Origin of the sequence: Pseudomonas sp. ICMP 10191 (assembly GCF_001467335.1) — a bacterium.
In the GTDB taxonomy this organism is placed as follows: domain Bacteria; phylum Pseudomonadota; class Gammaproteobacteria; order Pseudomonadales; family Pseudomonadaceae; genus Aquipseudomonas; species Aquipseudomonas cerasi.
Window position 1 is genome coordinate 210,116 of the sequence record NZ_LKGW01000157.1, and the last position, 19,779, is coordinate 229,894.

Annotated in this window: 2 protein-coding genes; both read left to right on the plus strand. The window is 57.4% G+C overall.

Annotation, left to right across the window (positions count from 1 at the left end):
* The first annotated feature begins 2 nt into the window (after nucleotides 1-2).
* Nucleotides 3-18,809, plus strand: a complete 18,807-nt coding sequence (locus AO388_RS24115; RefSeq protein WP_236713948.1) for a hemagglutinin repeat-containing protein — start codon at nucleotides 3-5, stop codon at nucleotides 18,807-18,809.
* A 3-nt stretch (nucleotides 18,810-18,812) separates the two neighbouring features.
* Nucleotides 18,813-19,601: an immunity 49 family protein gene (locus AO388_RS24120; protein WP_063613821.1), complete on the plus strand. Its 789-nt coding sequence runs from the start codon at nucleotides 18,813-18,815 to the stop codon at nucleotides 19,599-19,601.
* Nucleotides 19,602-19,779: the final 178 nt, after the last annotated feature.

A 19,779-nucleotide genomic window follows, 5' to 3' on the forward strand; every position in this document is an offset into this window, starting at 1 on the left:
ACATGGACGTTCACCAACTGGCTCTGCTTGCTCGTCAGCCTTCTGCTGTGCTGGTCGAGCGCCGGTCTTTCTGGGGAATGCCCAAGCGCGGCCTCGCGCTGATTCTCGCCAATGCGATGTTCTGGCAGCCGATGCTGGTTCAAGCCGAAGGCATCGTGGTCAGCGGCACGAATACCAGCCTGAATCAGGCCGGCAATGGCGTGCCTATCGTCAATATTGCCACGCCTAATGCCAACGGCCTGTCACACAACCAGTATCAGCAGTTCAACGTCGACAGCCAGGGCGTCATCCTCAACAACTCCACCAACCAGACCCAGAGCACTCAACTGGGCGGCATCATCGTCGGCAACTCCAACCTGCGCGGCACGGCGGCCACCACCATTCTCAACGAAGTGGTGGGCGCCAACGCCAGTCAGCTTAGAGGCTATACGGAAGTGGCCGGGCAGGCGGCACGTGTCATCGTCGCCAACCCCTACGGCATCAGTTGCAACGGCTGCGGTTTCATCAATACCCCGCAGGTCACGCTGACCACCGGCAAACCGGTGCTGGATGCCAACGGGCAGTTGCAGCGTTTCAATGTGCAGGGCGGCAGCATATCCATCGACGGTGTGGGGCTGAACGCAGACAACGTCGACCAGTTCGACATCATCACCCGTAGCGCGAAGATCAATGCCGAGATACACGCCAAGCGCCTCAACATCATTGCCGGTCGCAACGATGTCGACGCACAGACGCTGAACCCCACCGCCTTGCCTGACGACGGCAGCGCCAAACCGGAACTGGCCGTCGACAGCTCGGCGCTGGGCGGCATGTATGCCGGTGCTATCCGTCTGGTGGGCACCGAGGCGGGTGTCGGCGTCAGGCTGGCTGGCGATCTGGCGGCCAGTGGCGGAGATATCCAGCTTGATGCCAACGGCCACTTGAGCATGATGCAGACCGCTGCCAGCGGTGCTGTGGCGGTCAAGGCCAACAGTGCCGAGGTCAACGGGCCGGTTTATGCTGGGTCGTCACTGGGCATGACCACGGCAGGTGATCTCATCACCCGGCAGAACGTCGCCGCACGCGATGCACTGACACTTTCCGCAGGCGGTCAGATCAATAACACCGCGGTGATCGAGGCGGGAGTCAATGCAGACAACAGCCGCAACACATCGGGCGATGTGACGCTGTCTGCCAACGGGCTGAACAACAGCGGCAGCATCACCGCCAGCCGCGCCCTGCAAGCCAGCATCAGCCAGACCCTGAACAATCAGGGGGCCACACTGAACGGTCAGTCGAGCACACGCATCGTAGCTACTGCCATCGACAATCGTCAGTCAGGCCGAATTTTGAGCCAGGGCGGCACTGTCGACATCAACGCTTCTCAGGTACTCAACAGCCAGAGCGGGCTGATCAGCAGCAATGGCACTATGACGATCACTGCGAGTTCGCTGGACAACAGCCAGCAAGGCAAGCTGTTCAGCAGCAGCGCTTTGTCCGCCCGTATTTCCGGGCCGTTGCTCAACCAATTGGGGCTTATCAGCGCCAATGGCGATCTGCTGCTCAACGCGGCAAGCGTAGACAACCGCAGCGCGGAAATCTCCAGTCTCGGCAGTCTGACCTCGACCGTCAGCCAGTTCGACAACCGCGAAAAAGGCCGTCTGCTGGCCAACGGCGCGCTGCAACTGACCTCTGACCACCTGAACAACCAGAACGGCTCGGTCGCCGGACAGCAAGGCGTACAGCTGAATCTGGGGCAACTGACCAACACCGGCAACGGCAGTGTCTACGGCAAAAGCAACCTGAATGTGGCCGTCAACGGCGCTTTGGGCAACGATCAGGGCGTGCTGCGCAGCGACGGCACACTGGCCGTGCGCGCGGCCTCTCTGAGTAACAATAGCGGCAGCTTGACCAGTGCCGGCACGGCAACCGTCAGCACAACGGGCGCAGTCGCCAACCGTGGCGGACAGATTCTGAGCGATGCGGGTCTGACGCTTTCCAGCGGCAGTTTGGATAACAGCCAGAGTGGTCGCATTGCCGGCAATAGCGTGGTGCTTACCACTGGCGCTTTCGACAACCATCAGGACGGCCGCCTGACCAGTACCGGCGCGCTTCAACTGAACGCCGGGCTGGTCAACAACAGCGACGCCGGTCGCATCGCCAGCGCTATGGCGCTGACTGCCTTGGTTACGGGCCTCAATCAGACCAATGACGGGCGCTTGTACAGCAACAGCGATGTCAGCCTGGACCTGAGCAATGGCCTGTTGACCAACCAGGGCGGCCAGATCACTGCACCTGGTCAGTTGCTGCTGAAAAACCTCACAGTGGTCAATAACCAGAGCGGCAAGATCTCCAGCGCCAACAGCTTCACGCTGGCAGCCACTTCGCTGGACAACACCGACGGTTCGATACTCAGCGATAAAGCGCTCGTTGTGCGCATCGATCAGTTGCTGACCAACCTTCGCGGTCTGGTTTCTGCGACCGGTCTTGATCTGACAGCGGGCTCACTGAACAACCGCAATGGCGAAATATCCAGCCTTGGCAGTCTGACGGCCAACGTTGGCCAGTTCGATAACCGTGAAAAAGGCCGCCTGCTGGCCAGTGGCGCGCTGCTGTTGACTGCGGACGGCTTGAACAACCTGAACGGGATCGTTTCCGGTCAGCAGGGCGTGCAACTGAACCTGGGGCAATTGAACAATACCGCTGGGGGCAGCGTTTACGCTAAGGATGCGCTGAACCTGACGCTGGGCGGTGTGTTGCAAAACGATCAGGGCGTATTGCGCAGTGATGGCGCAATGGACCTCAAGGCAGCCGGTCTGGCCAACACCAACGGCAGTGTGACCAGTGCCGGCACAGGTGTGCTCAATTTCAATGGCACGATGGTCAATCAGGGTGGACAGATAGTCAGCGATGCACAACTGACACTCACCAGTGGCAGCCTTGATAACAGCCGGAGCGGTCGTATTTCCGGTAAAGGTCTGGTGCTCGGTACTGGAGTCTTCGACAACCATCAGGACGGCCGCCTGACCAGTACCGGCGCACTCCAGCTGAATGCCGGGCTGGTCGACAACAGTGACGCCGGTCGTATTGCCAGCGCCATGGCTCTGACTGCCGTGGTTACGGGCCTCAATCAGACCAATGACGGGCGCTTGTACAGCAACAGCGATGTCAGCCTGGACATGAGCAACGGCCTGCTGAACAACCAGAGCGGGCAAATAACCGCTCCTGGTCAGCTGCTGCTGAGAAATCTGAATGTCGTCAATAACCAGAGCGGCAAGATCTCCAGCGCCAACGATTTCACGCTGGCAGCGACTTCGTTGGACAACACTGACGGCTCGCTGGTCAGCGACAAAGCGTTGATCGTGCGTATCGCTCAGCTGCTGACCAACCTGCGCGGGCAGATCTCCGCCAACGGCGTCACCCTGAGCGCCGCAGCGTTGGATAACCGCAACGCCGAACTGTCCAGTCTGGGCAGCCTGACGGCAACCATAGGCCAGTTCGATAATCGCGAAAAAGGTCGCCTGCTGGCCAATGGCGCGCTGCTATTGACCGCGGGCGGCTTGAATAACCTGAACGGGATCGTTTCCGGGCAGCAGGGCGTGCAACTGAACCTGGGCCAACTGAACAATACCGGTGGGGGCAGCGTTTTTGCCAAAAGCAGTCTTGGCCTGACCGTCAGCGGGGCACTGAAGAATGATCAGGGTGTGCTGCGCAGCGACGGTTCACTGACCGGGAGTGCAGCCTCGCTGGCCAGCAGCGCGGGCAGCGTCAGCAGCGCCGGTGTTGCGTCGATCATTATCAATGACGGCGTTGTCAACCGGGGCGGGCAGATACTCAGCGACGCGCAACTGACACTCACCAGCGCCAGCCTCGATAACAGCCAGAGCGGGCGCATTGCCGGTAAAGGTCTGGTTCTCAGTACCGGAGCCTTCGACAACCATCAGGACGGCCGCCTGACCAGTACCGGTGCACTTCAGTTGAATGCCGGGCTGGTCAACAACAGCGACGCCGGGCGCATCGCCAGCGCCATGGCCCTGACTGCCGTGGTCACCGGCCTTGATCAGACCAACGACGGCCGGCTGTACAGCAACAGCGATGTCAGCCTGGACCTGAGCAATGGCCTGTTGACCAACCAAGGTGGCCTGATCAATGCGCCTGGCCAGTTGCTGCTGAAAAACCTGAACGTGGTCAACAACCAAGGCGGTGAAATCTCCAGTGCCAACGGTTTCACGCTGGCGGCCACTTCGTTGGACAACACCGAGGGTTCGCTGCTCAGCGACAAAGCGCTGATCGTGCGTGTCGATCAGTTGCTGACCAACCTGCGCGGCAAGATTTCCGCCAATGGCCTCAATCTGAGTGCTGCAACGCTGGACAACCGCAGCGCGGAAATTTCTAGTCTGAGCACCCTGACTGCCAACATCGGCCAGTTCGACAACAGCGCGAAAGGGCGTCTGCTCGCCAACGGCACAATGCTGCTGACAGCCGATAACCTGAATAACCAGAACGGCGTGGTTTCCGGACAGCAGGGCGTCCAGTTGAATCTGGGGCAACTGACCAACTCCGGCGGCAGCGTTTATGCAAAAAACACGCTCGGTCTGACGCTCACCGGTGCATTGAATAACGATCAGGGCGTACTGCGCAGTGACGGCACGCTGGACCTGAAAGCAGCTTCTCTGGCCAACACCGGCGGTCGAGTCACCAGCGCCGGTGCTGCCACATTGAAAGTCGATGCTGCCGTCGTCAACCAGGGCGGGCAGATCATCAGTGATGCAGGTCTGACGCTTTCCAGCGGCAGCCTGGATAACAGCCAGAGTGGTCGCATTGCGGGCAATGGCGTGGTGCTTACCACTGGCACCTTCGACAACCATCAGGATGGCCGCCTGACCAGTACCGGCGCACTTCAACTGAATGCCGGGCTGGTCAACAACAGCGACGCCGGCCGCATCGCCAGCGCCATGGCCCTGACCGCAGTGGTCACCGGCCTGAACCAGACCAACGATGGCCGACTGTACAGCAACAGCGACGTCAGCCTGGACCTGAGTAATGGCGTGCTGACCAACCAGGGCGGTTTGATCAGTGCGCCGGGGCAGTTGCTGCTGAAAAATCTCACGGCGGTCAACAACCGGAACGGCGAAATTTCCAGTGCCAACGGTTTCTCGCTGGTGGCCACTTCGCTGGATAACACCGAAGGTTCGGTGATCAGCGACAAAGCCTTGATCGTGCGTGTCGCCCAGTTGCTGACCAACCTGCGTGGCCTGATTTCCGCCACCGGTGTCGAGCTGAGTGCCGCGACGCTGGACAACCGCAACGCGGAGCTCTCCAGCCTTGGAGAGCTGACCGCAACCGTTGGCCAGTTCGATAACAGTGGCAAGGGCCGTTTACTGGCCAATGGTGCGTTGCTGCTCAACGCCGACAGCCTGAACAACCAGAGCGCAGGTGCCGTTTCCGGCCAGCAGAGTGTGCAGTTGAACGTCGGGCAACTGATCAACACGGGCGGTGGCAGCGTCTACGCCAAAAACAGTCTGGGTCTGAAAGACACGGGCGTCCTCAGCAACGATCAAGGGACATTGCGCAGCGATGGCACGCTGGTGTTGAGCGCCGCTTCTCTGGGCAATACTGCCGGTAGTATCACCAGTTCCGGCAACTCGTCCCTGACGGTCGATGGTGCCGTGGTGAACCGTGGCGGGCAGATTCTAAGTGATGCAACCCTGACGCTGACCAGCGCCAGCCTGGACAACAGCCAGAACGGTCGTATCGCCGGCAAGGGCGTGAAGCTCGTCACCGGTGCTTTTGACAACCAGCAAGGCGGCCGCCTGACCAGTACCGGAACCCTTCAGCTCGATGCCGGGTTGGTCAATAACAGTGACGCCGGTCGTATCGCCAGCGCCATGGCCCTGACGGCCGTGGTCACCGGTCTGAATCAGACTAACGATGGCCGTCTGTACAGCAACAGTGACGTCAGTCTCGATTTAAGCAAAGGCGTGCTGAACAACGACGGCGGTCTGATTACCGCGCCGGGCCAGTTGCTGCTGAAAAATCTCAATGCAGTCAGCAACCGCAGCGGTGAAATTTCCAGCGCCAACGGCTTCACCCTGGCCGCGACGTCGCTGGACAACACCGCTGGCTCGGTGCTCAGCGACAAAGCGCTGATCGTGCGTGTCGACCAGTTGCTGACCAACCTGCGCGGTCTGGTGTCTGGCAACGGTATCGATCTGGCGGCCAATGAGCTGAATAACAACAGCGGCAGCCTGAGCAGCGATGCCGACCTGTTGGTAAACGTCACTGGCCAGCTGTCGAGCCGCAGCGGCGAGCTGACCAGCGCCGGTAACACGACGCTGAATGCGCTGAGCCTCGATAACGCCGCTGGCCAGGTCATGGCTGACCGGTTCCTGAAACTGGTGATCACTGAAACCATCGATAATCAGGCCGGAACGCTGGGCGCAGGGCAGGGTATCGACATCGGTGCTGCGAGTCTGGACAACCGCCAGTCCGGTGCACTGGTCACAGATGGCCAACTGACTCTGAAACTGAGCGGCGCACTGGACAATCGCGCGGGTGGCAGCCTGCAAGCCAAAGGCTTGATGGACCTGTCGAGCAAGACGCTGGATAACCGTGGCGGCCGTATTGCCGCGCAGAACCTGTTGATCGTGCATAGCGACAGCGTCGACAACCGTGGCGGTTCGATTCGTGCCGAGAAAGGCCTGCAGCTGTTCGTCGATGCCCTCGACAATAGCCAGACCGGCCTGAGCTCCACGCAAAAAGGCCTGATCAACAGCAATGCCGGTCTTGAACTGGTCGGCACGCGTCTGGACAACCAGAACGGTCTGCTCAACGCCGCTGGCCTGATGCAGTTGCAGGTCGACAGCGTTGTCAACGGCAACGGTCGTATCGCCAGTCAGGCAGATATGGTCGCCAATATCGGCAGTCTGACCCAGCAGGGCGGCGAGCTGGTTGCGCAGGGCAATCTGACCCTGACCGGCAAAACCCTCGACAACCGGTCGGGCGGCCTGGTGGGCTCTACAAAAGCGCTGAAAATCGATGTTGCCGACATCGACAACAAGGCCGGTGAACTGTCCAGCCAGATCGGTGTGGACATCATTGGTCAGACGCTCGACAACAGTGACGGCGGCAAGGTCCTCGCCGGTACGGCGCTGGGGCTGAAAGTGGCGCGTGTGATCAACCTCAACAAAGGCCTATTGTTCGGTAACACCCTGCGTCTCGACGGTGCGCGGCTGGATAACGCAAGCGGTACGCTGGCCAGCCAGAAGGACATGAACATTGATGTGTCCGGTGCGCTGGACAACAGCGCTGGTCTGCTCAGCAGTGAAGCGGCGTTGACGATCAATGCCGCCTCGCTGCAAAACGCAGCAGGCAGCCTGTCCAGTGCCGATGCCTTGAGCGTCACCACCACCGGCGCTCTGGAGAACCAGGCGGGCTCCGTTACTACCGACGCCACGCTGACACTGACCAGCGCCAGCCTGGACAACAGTCAGGCGGGCAAACTGGCTGGCAAGGGCGCCACGCAGGTCACCACCGGCACGTTCGACAACAGCCAGGGCGGTCGCCTGACCAGCAGCGATACCCTGCGATTGACGGCAGGCAAGGTCATCAACCAGAGCGCCGGACGTATTGCCAGTGCGCTGGCGTTGACGGCCAGCGTGACCAGCCTCGACCAGCAGGGTGGTGAGCTGTTCAGCAACACCTCGCTGAGCCTCGACCTGAACAACGGCCAGTTGAACAATCAGGGCGGTCTGATCAACGCCCCGGGCATGTTGCTGCTGAAGAATCTCAACGGCGTGGCCAACCAGAACGGCGAAATTTCCAGTACACAGGCCTTCACCCTGAACGTCGACAGCCTCGATAACAGTGGCGGCAAACTGCTCAGCAGTCAGGCCCTGACGCTGATCGTCAACAAGGCGCTGAGCAACGTCAAAGGTACGATTTCCGCTGCGGCCCTTAATACTCGCAGCGACAGCCTGGACAACACCGAAGGCTTGATAAGCAGCCGCGCAGCTCTGGACTTGATGGTCAATACCGCCCTGACCAACGTCAAGGGCACGCTGGTCGGCGACGCTGACATGACGCTGAACGCCGCGACCGTGGACAACCGCCTCGGCCAGATCGCCGGCAAACAGAACCTCAACGCACGGATCGGCAGCCTTCTACAGCAGAACGGCCAGATGCTTGCCCAAGGCACATTGACCTTGCGTGGCGACGCGCTGGACAACCGTCAGAACGGTTTCATCGGCGCAACCCAAGCCCTCGGTATCAATTTCACCAGCATCGATAACCGTGGCGGTGAACTGTCCAGTCAGGATGAGATAACCCTGACCGGCCAGCAACTGAACAACAGCGACAGCGGTCAGGTGCTGGCGCAGAAAGCCTTGAATCTGAACGTTGCGCAGATCACCAACCGAACGAACGGTCTGCTCTCCAGCCAAGGCGGCTTGACGCTGGTCGGTAGCACCCTGGACAACACCGGTGGTGCGCTCAGTGCCCTCAAAGCCTTGGGTATCGACCTGTCTGCAGCACTCGATAACACTCAAGGCCTGATCAGCAACGAAGATGTCCTGACGGTAAAGACCAGCAGTCTGACCAATACCGCAGGCAGCATTTCCAGCGCTGGAAAACTGACCCTCGACAGCACCGGGGCAATCAGCAACCAGGGCGGCAAGCTTTTGACCGACGGCGCACTGGACCTGAAAAGTGCCAGTCTTGATAACAGCCAGAAAGGCAACATCAGCGGCAAAGGCCTGCTGACCCTGAAGACCGGGAATTTCGACAACAGCCATAACGGTCGCGTCAGCAGTAGCAATCGCCTGGACCTGACGACCGCACGACTGACCAACAGCGATGGCGGCAGCATCGGCAGCAGCCAGGCACTGACCGCGAGTGTCAGCCGCCTGAGTCAGCAGGGCGGTAGCCTGTTCAGCAACACCTCCTTGAGCCTGGACCTGAACAACGGCCAGCTCGACAACCAGGGCGGTTTGATCAACGCGCCGGGCGCACTGCTGCTGAAAAACGTCAACGAGGTTCTGAACCAGAACGGTGAAATCTCCAGCGCTCAGGCATTTACCCTCAACGCTCAACAACTGGATAACAGCGGCGGCAAACTACTCAGCAACCAATTGCTGACCCTGCGCATCGCCCGTGCGCTGACTAACGTCAAAGGCATGATCGCCGCAGCCGGTATCGATGCCACCGCCAATACGCTCGATAATACGGGCGGTACACTGACCAGCCGCAACAACCTGGACCTGACGGTTACCGGTCTGCTCACCAACCGCGACAAAGGCCTGATCAACGCTGCTCAGGCGCTCAAGGTGGGCGCGGCCAGCCTCGATAACCAGAATGGCCAGGTGCTGGGCGGCACCAGCCTGATCCTCAACGCCACATCGATCAACAACACCGCCAAAGGCCTGATCAACAGTACCGGCACCCTGAACCTGACGGCGGGCAGCCTGGATGCCGGCAACAGCGGCGAAGTGTCGGCCACGCGTGACATGACTCTGGTCCTCAATGCACTGTCGCTCAATGGCGGACGCGTGATGGGCGACGCCGGGTTGTCCATCGACATGCAAGGCAACGACCTCAACAACCTCGGCGGCCTGATTACCGCTGATGGGACTTTGACCCTTAACCGCATTCGCGACCTGAATAACCAGTCTGGCGAGGTCTCCAGCGCACAGAGTTTCAGGTTCGATGGCCGCACCCTCAATAACAGTAGCGGCAAGCTTATCAGCAGCAACGTGCTGACAGTCAACGCGACCAACCTGCTCAACCAGAACGGCCTGATCTCCGGCTGGCAGGGCCTGAACGTTTCCGGCAATCGACTCGATAACCGTACCAATGGCACCTTGTCCAGCCGCAACGGCAACCTCGTTACAACCCTGACCGGTGAATTGCTCAACGGCGGCAACGGTGCGTTGGTCAGCCAGAACACACTGAGCGTAACCGCTGACAGCCTCGACAACAGCGGCGGCATCCTCTCCAGCGGAACCGGCCAGACCCTGACCGTCGCGGGCCTGCTGAACAACAGCCAGAACGGCCTGATCGACAGTGGTGCAGGGCTGACCATCAAAGGCAATGCCCTGAACAACGCGGCCGGTAACCTGACGGCGCAGCAGGGTTTCAGCTTCGAAGGCAGCAGCCTCGACAACAGCGCCGGTAACCTGAGCAGCAAGGCCGATATGACACTCGACCTGCTGGGCAGCCTGACCAACACCAGCGGCAAACTGGCCAGCGGCGGTAACTTGCTGTTGCGGCGCAGCGCGGCGATCAACAACCAGGCCGGGCAACTGATCAGCCAAAGCCTGATGACCCTCAATACGTCCGGGCAACTGGACAACCGTAACCGCGGCACTGTTGCTGCCAACAACACACTAAAAGTCGTCGCGGGTGGCAGTGTCCTCAACGATGCTGATGGCTTGATCTATAGCCAGAACGCCGATGCGCATTTGAATGCAGCGAGCCTCTCCAACGTTCGTGGCGCGGTCCAGAGCGTCGGCGCACTGGTTGTCGATGTCGCTGATACCGTCGACAACCAGAACGGCCGGATCATCGCCCAGGGCGGCGACCTGAACCTGACCGGTGCCAACCTCTACAGTCAGGGCGGAGTGCTGTCCAGCCTGCAAGGTCTGTTCACCGCGAACGTGAGCGGCGTGCTGAAAAATGGCTATGACGCCAATCGCCATGGCGGTGTCATCCAGGCGCAACGCCTCAACCTGACCGCGCTGGGCGGCTTCGACAACTACGGCGGGCGAGTCTCCGCACGCAGCGGCGAAGCGCTGATCACTACCCCCGGCTTCGACAACCGCAACGGCGGCCTGTACGCCAAAGGCCTGGTGCGGGTCAACGGTGGCAACTTCGACAACAGCGGCGACAACGACGGCCAGATCGCTGGCGGCCAGGTCGAGCTGAACCTGAGCGGCGCACTGAACAACCGCTTCGGCATCATCGAAAGTGACAGCACTCTGGCCGTGACCGCTGCCAGTCTGGACAACCAGACCGGACAACTGCGTGCGCTGGGCGGTGGCGGCGCCACAAACTTCCAGATCGGCAACCTGTTCGACAACCGCAACGGCACCCTGGAAAGCGCCAACAGCGACCTGACTCTCAACGCTGGCAACTTCCTCAATGGTGGCGGTTCGCTGCTGCATACGGGTAATGGCACGTTTGATATTTCTACGGCCAACGTCACCAATGCTGGCGGCAGCGTCGTTACCCGTGGTGGTTTGACACTGAGTGCCGATAGCTGGACCAACAGCAACGTTATTCAGGCCGGGCGTCTGAACGTCAACGTCAATAACTTCAGCCAGACCGCCAGCGGCCAACTTCTGGCTTCCACCAGCTTCGTCGGTAGCGGCGGCAACTGGAACAATGACGGACTGATTGCCAGTGACGGCTCGCTAAGCCTCAATATCGGCGGTACATACGGCGGCAATGGCCGTCTCAGCAGCCTCGGGACGCTCGGACTGAGTGCCGCGCAAGTGAACCTCAACGCCGCTTCGACCATCGCTGGCGGCGGTGACACCACGGTTTCGGTTGGGGGGCAATTAAGCAATGTCGGCCGCCTGACATCGGCGAGTAACCTGACCGTCAATGCAGGGAGCATCAACAACCAGGGCACGCTGGGCAGTGGTCAAGCACTGACCGTGACCACCGGCTCGCTGGTCAATGACCGCGGGCTGATCTTCAGTGGCAACAACATGAGCCTGCGGGTCAGTTCGCTGAACAACAGCTACGCCAACATCTACAGCCTGGGTAATCTCACGATTGACCGTAACGGGCAAGGCGCCCTTGCCGACAGCATCGTCAACAGTTCGGCGTCGATGCAAAGCGACGGCAGCATGAGTCTGGCGGCGAGCACGATACAAAATATCCGTGCGTTGTTGACCACCAGCAATGGCGGTATCTACACCGCCAGGATTGATGAGGGGGCATGTAACCGGGAGTTTTATAACAATGACTGCGGCGGCGGCAAGGCAACTCATACCTGGGAAATCACCCAGCGTGAAAAGCTGGAAGTAACCGCAGCCAGTGCTGCGTCCGGCATCACCGCTGGCGGTAATCTGAACATCAACGGCGGTGATCTGTACAACCAGAGCAGCACCATCGTCACTAGCGGCAACTTCACCGCTACGCTGAACAACCTGACCAACACCGGCATAGAAGCCAGCGATACCGAAACAGTGCGTGTTTACCGCAGTGCTCGCACCACCAACGCCGGTTCCTGGACCAATGCCGCCAGCGACTTTACTGAAAAGTACTGGCTTACCAGCAGCGGTTATAACGCCAACAACCTCAGCGGCCTGGAACCGGCAATGGCCGACTTTATCGCCACCACTGAAACCGAGATGCCCGAGTTCCGCAAGGTTACTCAGTTATCGAACGGCGATCAGAGCTATGCCGCCATTATTCAGGCCGGCGGTGCGGTCAACGTCAACGCCAGTAAAAACATCGGCAACAACGTCGTACGCGCTGGCTACAGCTACGTGAGCGGCGGTTCGCGCACTGATACCAATGCTCCGGGCAGTCAATTCTCCACACGCATTACTGTCAATCAGCAACTGCCGCCAGACCTGGCCCAGCAACAAGTCAACCCGTTAAGTCTGCCAGGCTTTAGCCTGCCCACCGGCCAGAACGGTCTGTTCCGCCTGAGCGGCCAGACCGGCACCGCAGCCACTGTCGCTCAACCTGTAGGCCTGCCGCAAAGCTGGACGATGGGCAGCGCAGCGGTCTCCGTCGCGCAACGCCAGCAAACCGTTTCTGATGCCCAGGCAAGCACCATCCAGATCGGCTCGGTAGGCCAGATAGCCAGCGCCACTCGCCAGCTTGCTTCGGTTACACGGCAAAGCGCAGGCGTGAGCGCCAATGCATCTGCTTTCGACACCAGCGCCCCAGGTGCCGCACCTGTCGGCGGGCTTGTACTCCCTGGGCATACCTCTGATTCCGCAGGTGTCACCAGCGTCGACGGCGTGACCGGCGTTGCGACGGGCAACCAGGGCAGTGGCGCGTTGCTGCCTGTCCAGAACGCAGGCTCGACGTCGGGTCTTCCGACTATCAGTGCGATTTCTTCCGGTAACTCGGCCGCTCAGAACGCCGGAATGGTGCAGGGCATCCAGGTCAATCAGGCGGGGCAGGTTGTAAATGGCACGCAGGGTAACTTGCTCAGCGCGGTCAATCAGGCTACGACAGGTGCCCGGTCAGGCGCGACTGCTGCCGTTACCCAAGTGGTTGTAAATGCCCAGGGCGTTCCGGTCGTCGCCCCTGTTCGTAACCCTGTTGCTACTCAGGGCGGCGCTTTGACTATTGCCGCTCCAAACCCTGTCAGCACCCCGACCACCAGTACTCAGCCCGCCACCGTGGCGCAAGCCAGCGCGATTACGCCGGTCGTTTCTGCCGCAGCGCAAACGGTGACCAGAGTAGAAGGTTTGCCAAGTAGCTCGTCCGTTTCCAAACCGCAGAAATACCTGATCGAAACCAACCCGGTCCTCACCGAACTCAAGCAATTCATGAGTTCGGATTACCTGCTCGCAGGCTTGGGCTACGACCCGGAAGCCAGCGCCAAGCGCTTGGGCGATGGCTTGTATGAGCAGCGCCTCGTTCAGCAAGCCGTTGTGGCCAGAACCGGCCAGGCGTTCATCGACGGCCAGACCTCGAACGAGGCCCAGTTCAAGTACCTGATGAACAATGCCATCGCCAGCAAACAGCAGTTGAACCTAGCGGTCGGCGTATCGCTTAGTTCACAGCAAGTTGCAGCGCTGACCCACGACATCGTCTGGCTCGAAGAGCACGAAGTGAATGGCGAAAAAGTGCTGGTGCCAGTGCTGTATCTGGCTCAGGCCGATAATCGCCTTGGCCCGACCGGGGCATTGATTGCCGGTAACGACGTCTCGCTGATTGCCGGGCAAAACCTCGACAACGTCGGCACCTTGCGTGCGGCCAACAACCTGTCGGCGGCCGCTGGAAATGACCTGGTCAACAGCGGCCTGATAGAAGCTGGCAACCGTCTGGACTTGCTGGCAGGTAACGACCTGATCAACAAGTCCGGGGGCATTATCGCCGGACGTGATGTGACACTGACCGCCCTGCGCGGCGATGTCATCAACGAACGTACCGTGACCAGCCATCAGAGCGCTGCGGATGATGCGACCTGGCGTAAGGACTTCGCCGACAGCTCGGCACGTATCGAAGCGGCCAACGACATGTCCCTGCAAGCGGGTCGTGACGTGAAAAACACCGGCAGCGTGTTGCAGGCTGGTCGTGATTTGAGCATCTCTGCGGGCCGTGACGTCGCTATCGATTCGGCCCAGACCGAGAACGGCCAGACACGCGGCGCGAACTCCAGTAATTCCAGCATCACGCAACTGGGCTCCACGGTCAGCGCCGGACGCGACCTGACGGCCCAGGCCGGCCGCGACATCAACGTGATCGCCAGCAGCATCGACGCCAAGCGCGACATCGCGATGGCCGCAACGGAAAACCTGACCCTGTCCTCGGCGGCTGATGAACAGCATTCGTACGGCAAGAGTAAGAAGGTGACCGAGCAGGAAGATCATGTGACACAAGTCGTGACTAATCTTAATGCTGGAGGAAGTATTGCGTTGAGTGCTGGCAAGGATCTGAGCATGATTGCCAGCCGAGTGAGTGCAACAGATCAAGCATATTTATATGCAGGCAATGACGTCAATTTACTCGCCGCACAGGACAGCGATTACTCATATTATTCAAAAACCAAGAAAGGTTCATTGGGTAAGAAGACTTCCGGAATGACAGAGAGCGAAAGCGATATCGCTGTCAGCTCAGTAATCGAATCTGGAAAAAAACTCGTTGTTTCAGCCGGTAATGACATCAATTCCCAAGGAGCCAAATTGGAGAGTGCCGGCGCTCTAAACGCCAGTGCTGGCCGAGATATCAACCTTGGCGTTGCTGAGAGCTCTGAAAGTCAATCCAGCGCTTCGTCAAAAAAAGGGATTTTCTCCAGCAAAAGTAATGCTAGCTCGTCCAGTCAGACAATGGTCACGAGTACAGAGTTTCGAGGCGAGAGCATCAGCTTGCAGGCTGACAACGACATCAAGTTGAACGCAGCAGTTATCTACGCGCAAGAGCATGCAAAACTGGATGCAGGACGTGACGTCGTCATTGGCACTGCCGAGCGACAGCAATCGGCCAGTCAATCAAGTTCTTCGAGCAAGTTTTCTATAAACTTTGCTGGTGCCCCTTCGTTGGCACAAAAAGGAAAAGCAGGCCAGGAAAATTCAAGTGAAAGCGTTGGCAGTAGCATTAGTGCCGATACGCTGGACGTAATAAGTGGACGTGATACTGCAATACGTGGAAGCACGCTGGTTACCGATGGCGATACAAAAATCGACGCAGGACGCAATGTTGAAATTGTAAGCGCTCAGAACAGCTCAAACTCCACCAGCAGTTCTTCTGGAAAAAAAGCGGGAGAGATTGGTTCATGGTGGCAGAGTGCGCTAGGCGTAGTGAGCCTTAAAGAAAGCAACGACAATGATGTAACTCGACAAGTCGGTAGCCAAGTCGCTTCGTTGGGCGGCAATGTCAACATTAATGCCGGTGAAAATTACAATCAGGTTGCCAGTCAGGTCATCGCGCCCAAGGGCGATATTTCGATTAAGGCGAAGGACGTCGATATTCAGGCTGGATTCGATGTGCTAAGCGCTAACCATACTGCAGGTTCGAGCAGAACAGCGATTGGCGGAAGTATCAACGTACCGTTGGTTGACGCAGTACGTAGTGCCCAACAAGCGGTGCAGGCTGGAGCAAAAACTGACGACGCACGCATGCAGGGATTGGCTGCAGCCAACGCTGCGATGAGCGCTAATCAGGCTTATGACAGTGGCCAGGCACTCATGAATGGTGAAATGGGTATCAAGGTCAGTGTCAGCCTGAGTAATAGCCAGAGCCATAGCGAAAGTAGTCAGTCCGGAGCCAACGTTGTATCGAGTGGCCTGGTTGCTGGCGGCAATGTCGATATTCAGGCCACCGGCGCAGGTAAAGACAGCAACATCAACATCGTTGGCAGCCGAATCGACGCGGGGCATGACGTTAATTTGAAAGCCGATGGCGACGTCAATCTCCTTTCAGCTCAGAACACATCTCTTCAAAACAGCACAAATGGTAATGCCGGTGGGAGTGTGGGGATCGGCTTCAGCGTTGGCGGAACGCAGAACGGTTTCACGCTTGATCTTGCCGCCAACAAGGGTAAAGGCAAGTCGGATGGCTCTGATGTTACCCAAACAAATACCGTTGTGAGTGCGGGGAATAAAGCATCAGTTGAAAGTGGCGGTGATACGTCTCTCAAGGGCGCAGTTGTTAAAGCCGATCAAGTCCAGGTAAACGCTGGCGGCGATCTGATCATAGAGAGCCTGCAGGACACGAGTAAATTCGCCGCCAAACAGATGGACTCAAGCGTTGGGATCAGCATTTGCATTCCACCATTCTGTTATGGCGTAAGTGGTTCGGCGTCATTCAATCAACAGAAAATGCAGAGTGACTATGCAAGTGTCGTGGAGCAATCCGGCATCAAGGCCGGGGACGGCGGTTTTCAGATTGATGTCAAAGGTAACACTGGCCTTGTGGGTGGCGTGATTGCCAGCACAGATCAGGCCGTAAAAGACGGCAAGAACACGCTTTCGACTGGAACATTGACGACAGTCAACGTGAAAAATAAAGCGGAATATGAGGCCACGAGTATTGGCCTGAGCGGCAGTAGTGGTGAACATGTCGGTAGGGATGCGAATGGGGATCAGAAAGCTGGAGCGCCAGGAACTCCTGTTGCCGATAACGGTAAGCTCAGCGCGAATACACCGATTGCCCTGTATGCCAGCGGTGAAGCAAGTAGCACCACCTACAGCGGGATCAGCGGTGCAAAAGTCACTATTAAGGATGACGCTAAACAGCAAGCTCTGACGGGGCAAACAGCTGCGCAAGCCATCGCAGACATCAACACGGACGTGGCTAGCGACCGAGATGGCAGCAACAGGCTCAAGCCAATTTTCGATGCGGATGAAATTCAAACGAATTTCAACATTGTAGGCAAATTTGTACAAAACGCAGGGGTCTACCTTGAGTCGCGTGCAAGAGAGGTCGATCAGGCAAAAGCGAATGCAGAGAATGAGCGACTTCAGTCTTTCAATCCTGCGTTGACCCCAGAGCAGCAGCAGTTACACAGGGACAACTATCTTGCCTTGAATCAGCAGGCCCGTGACATTGCGAACGACTGGGGAGCGGGCGGCACCTATCGCCAGATTGCAACAGCTCTGGTTGCGGGTGTGTCAGGTAATGTGACAGGCGCTTCAAGCCAGTTTGCTCAAAACATGGTGGTCAATTATGTCCAGCAGCAAGGCTCCGGGTACATCGGCAAGCTGGTAGCCGCAGGCGATATTCAAGAGGGTGACCCGATTCATACTGCGCTTCACGCAATCCTAGGTTGCGCAGGCGCGGCTGCCAGTAGTCAGAGCTGTTCGGCTGGTGCAACGGGAGGCGCTGCTGCAAGCGCACTGGCCGCGCTTTTCAACGACACCAAACCAGATGAAACAGACCAGGAGCGGGAAGCCAAGCGAAACATAATCACCAGCCTCGTTACAGGCATAGCTGCCGCCACGGACCCCGGTAGCGCCTCCGCCGCCAGCAACGCAGCTATTGCCAATGTGGACAACAACTGGCTGGCAACGCAGCAAATCGTTCAGGCGAACAAAGAGTTTGCGGCTGCCTCAAGCTTGGCAGAGCAAATGAGCGTCATTTTCAAATGGTCTGGCATATCGGCGAGACAGGACTTCATTTCCGGCAAAGGGATGTTGATCGGTCTCAAAGACGGGCTGGCTGACTCCGGATTGACCTCACTCGACAGTGCCGCACAACTTGTGGCGCACCCAATCGAAAGCTTCGCCGCAATGAAAGATTTTGTCGAATCCGCTTCGGGACGACAGCTATTGGGCGCGGCATCTGATGCGCTGGCGTTGCAATTGGCCAAGATCAATACAGCGCTTCAGGAGGGGGGTGATGAAAACGCCGAGCAATTAGGCACGACGATGGGGCAAGCGATATCGATTGTTGTCGGCGCTTTGGCGGGAGGTCAGACGAACACTGCGAAAGCAGCGGCAGAGCTGTCGAGGATGGGTATCGACCTTTCGAGCAGTACCCTCAAGACTGCTGCGGCGAGCTACAAGGCGAGTTCGTTGGAGAAGAAGCTGGCTAAGCTTGAGAGTGCTGGGCGTGATCTGGATGTGCCGGATGCTCCTGAAATGCCGCCTGCGACAGTAAATACGCCACATGTTTCTGGCGTCGCTGCATTGCAAAATTTAGAAAAAACTCCGACGAGTGATGGCGGCTTTATAAATATAAATAAGTTAAACTCAAACTCATATTCTCTTACAGACCTGATAGGCTCTGAAAAGCAGATGCTTAATGACGTGATTTCAGGTGCAGATGCAAGTGCAAGTGGGAGCATTACTGAGGCACTTATTAACTCCATTGCTAATCGTCAAGGATTGCAGGTTCTTGAAGGTGGGAAGTATGGTAGTAATAATGGTTTTGATCATGTCTTTATGAGTCAAGACGGAAGTGTTACCATCCTAGTGGAGTCTAAACAGGTTAAGAATGGAGCGATTCAGTTGACAGGTAGTGCTGCAGGTGGTTATGTTCAGATGTCTGATGATTGGGTTGACACTGTCCTTACAAGGTTGGATCCAGCCTCTCCTGTCTATAAGGCAGTTTTCACCGCTAAAAACAATGGTACGCTTGTAAAAGGCGTTGCAGGAGTGGATAGAAAAAATGGTAATGTACTGATTGCTCGTTTGGAATAAAAAATGGAAAAAAAATACTCAGAAAAAGCTAAGGTTCGACTAGATCACATTAGATATCATTTGAATGAAGGATATGATGTCGATCAGATAGTTGGTTTAATAAAGTCGGGTTCAGGTGACGTTCGCTCGTGCGTAAATAGTTTGTCATTACACGCTTTGGCAAGTGCGATGTGGTCATGGTTCGAAAATAGTGATATACAGGGTTTCAAAAAATGGCTTTCCATTTCAGGGCAGCTTAGAAAATATTCGTATGGCATCAAGACTGACTCTTTGGGCGCGCTTGGTAAACAAGTGCAATTACTGGCTCCGCTGCTTTCTGATGACCACGGCTTGGTAAAATGGTTTTCTGAGGAGAATGACAGCGCTTTTAATCTTAGTAAAGCCGAAAGTCCGAAACATATAGACTTTGTGGTCTATCAAGTGATTTTAGCGATCAGAGGGGAGTGGGATAAATTAAAAGAGAGATGTGAGATTTTTTTGGCTTCTCCGCCCACTTCATTAAGGAAGTATGTGCCTGATTTAGAGTTTTACTCTGCGCTTGCATCAGGGGAAACAGATAAAATGTCAGAGGCAATTGAGGTAATGGTTTCCCCTAAGTTTCTCTCCTCACGAGCCGATAGCGAGAACGGTTACACAGACGGTCTTATTTCGACGTTTGCAGTTATTTATTCTAAAATTGCTTGGATGCATGGTTTTCAAGTAAATGTCAAGTCTCCTTACGTTCCCCAGGAATGGCTGCCAATCATTCCTTTGGATAACTATGGTTTATGTTACGATTTCTTAAATAAATAAATTTTCCTTGAGGTTTTAAGTAACTATACAGGATTTTCGAAAGTCGACGGGCTTGGGATAGATATAGGCTTTTTCGACTTTGGCGTCGCGTCGCATCATGAGGTGCTGGCTCCGGAAAATAATCAGGAGCACAGCATCGGGGATCAGTTGGATGTTTTGAATGTGGGGTTCATGGAGC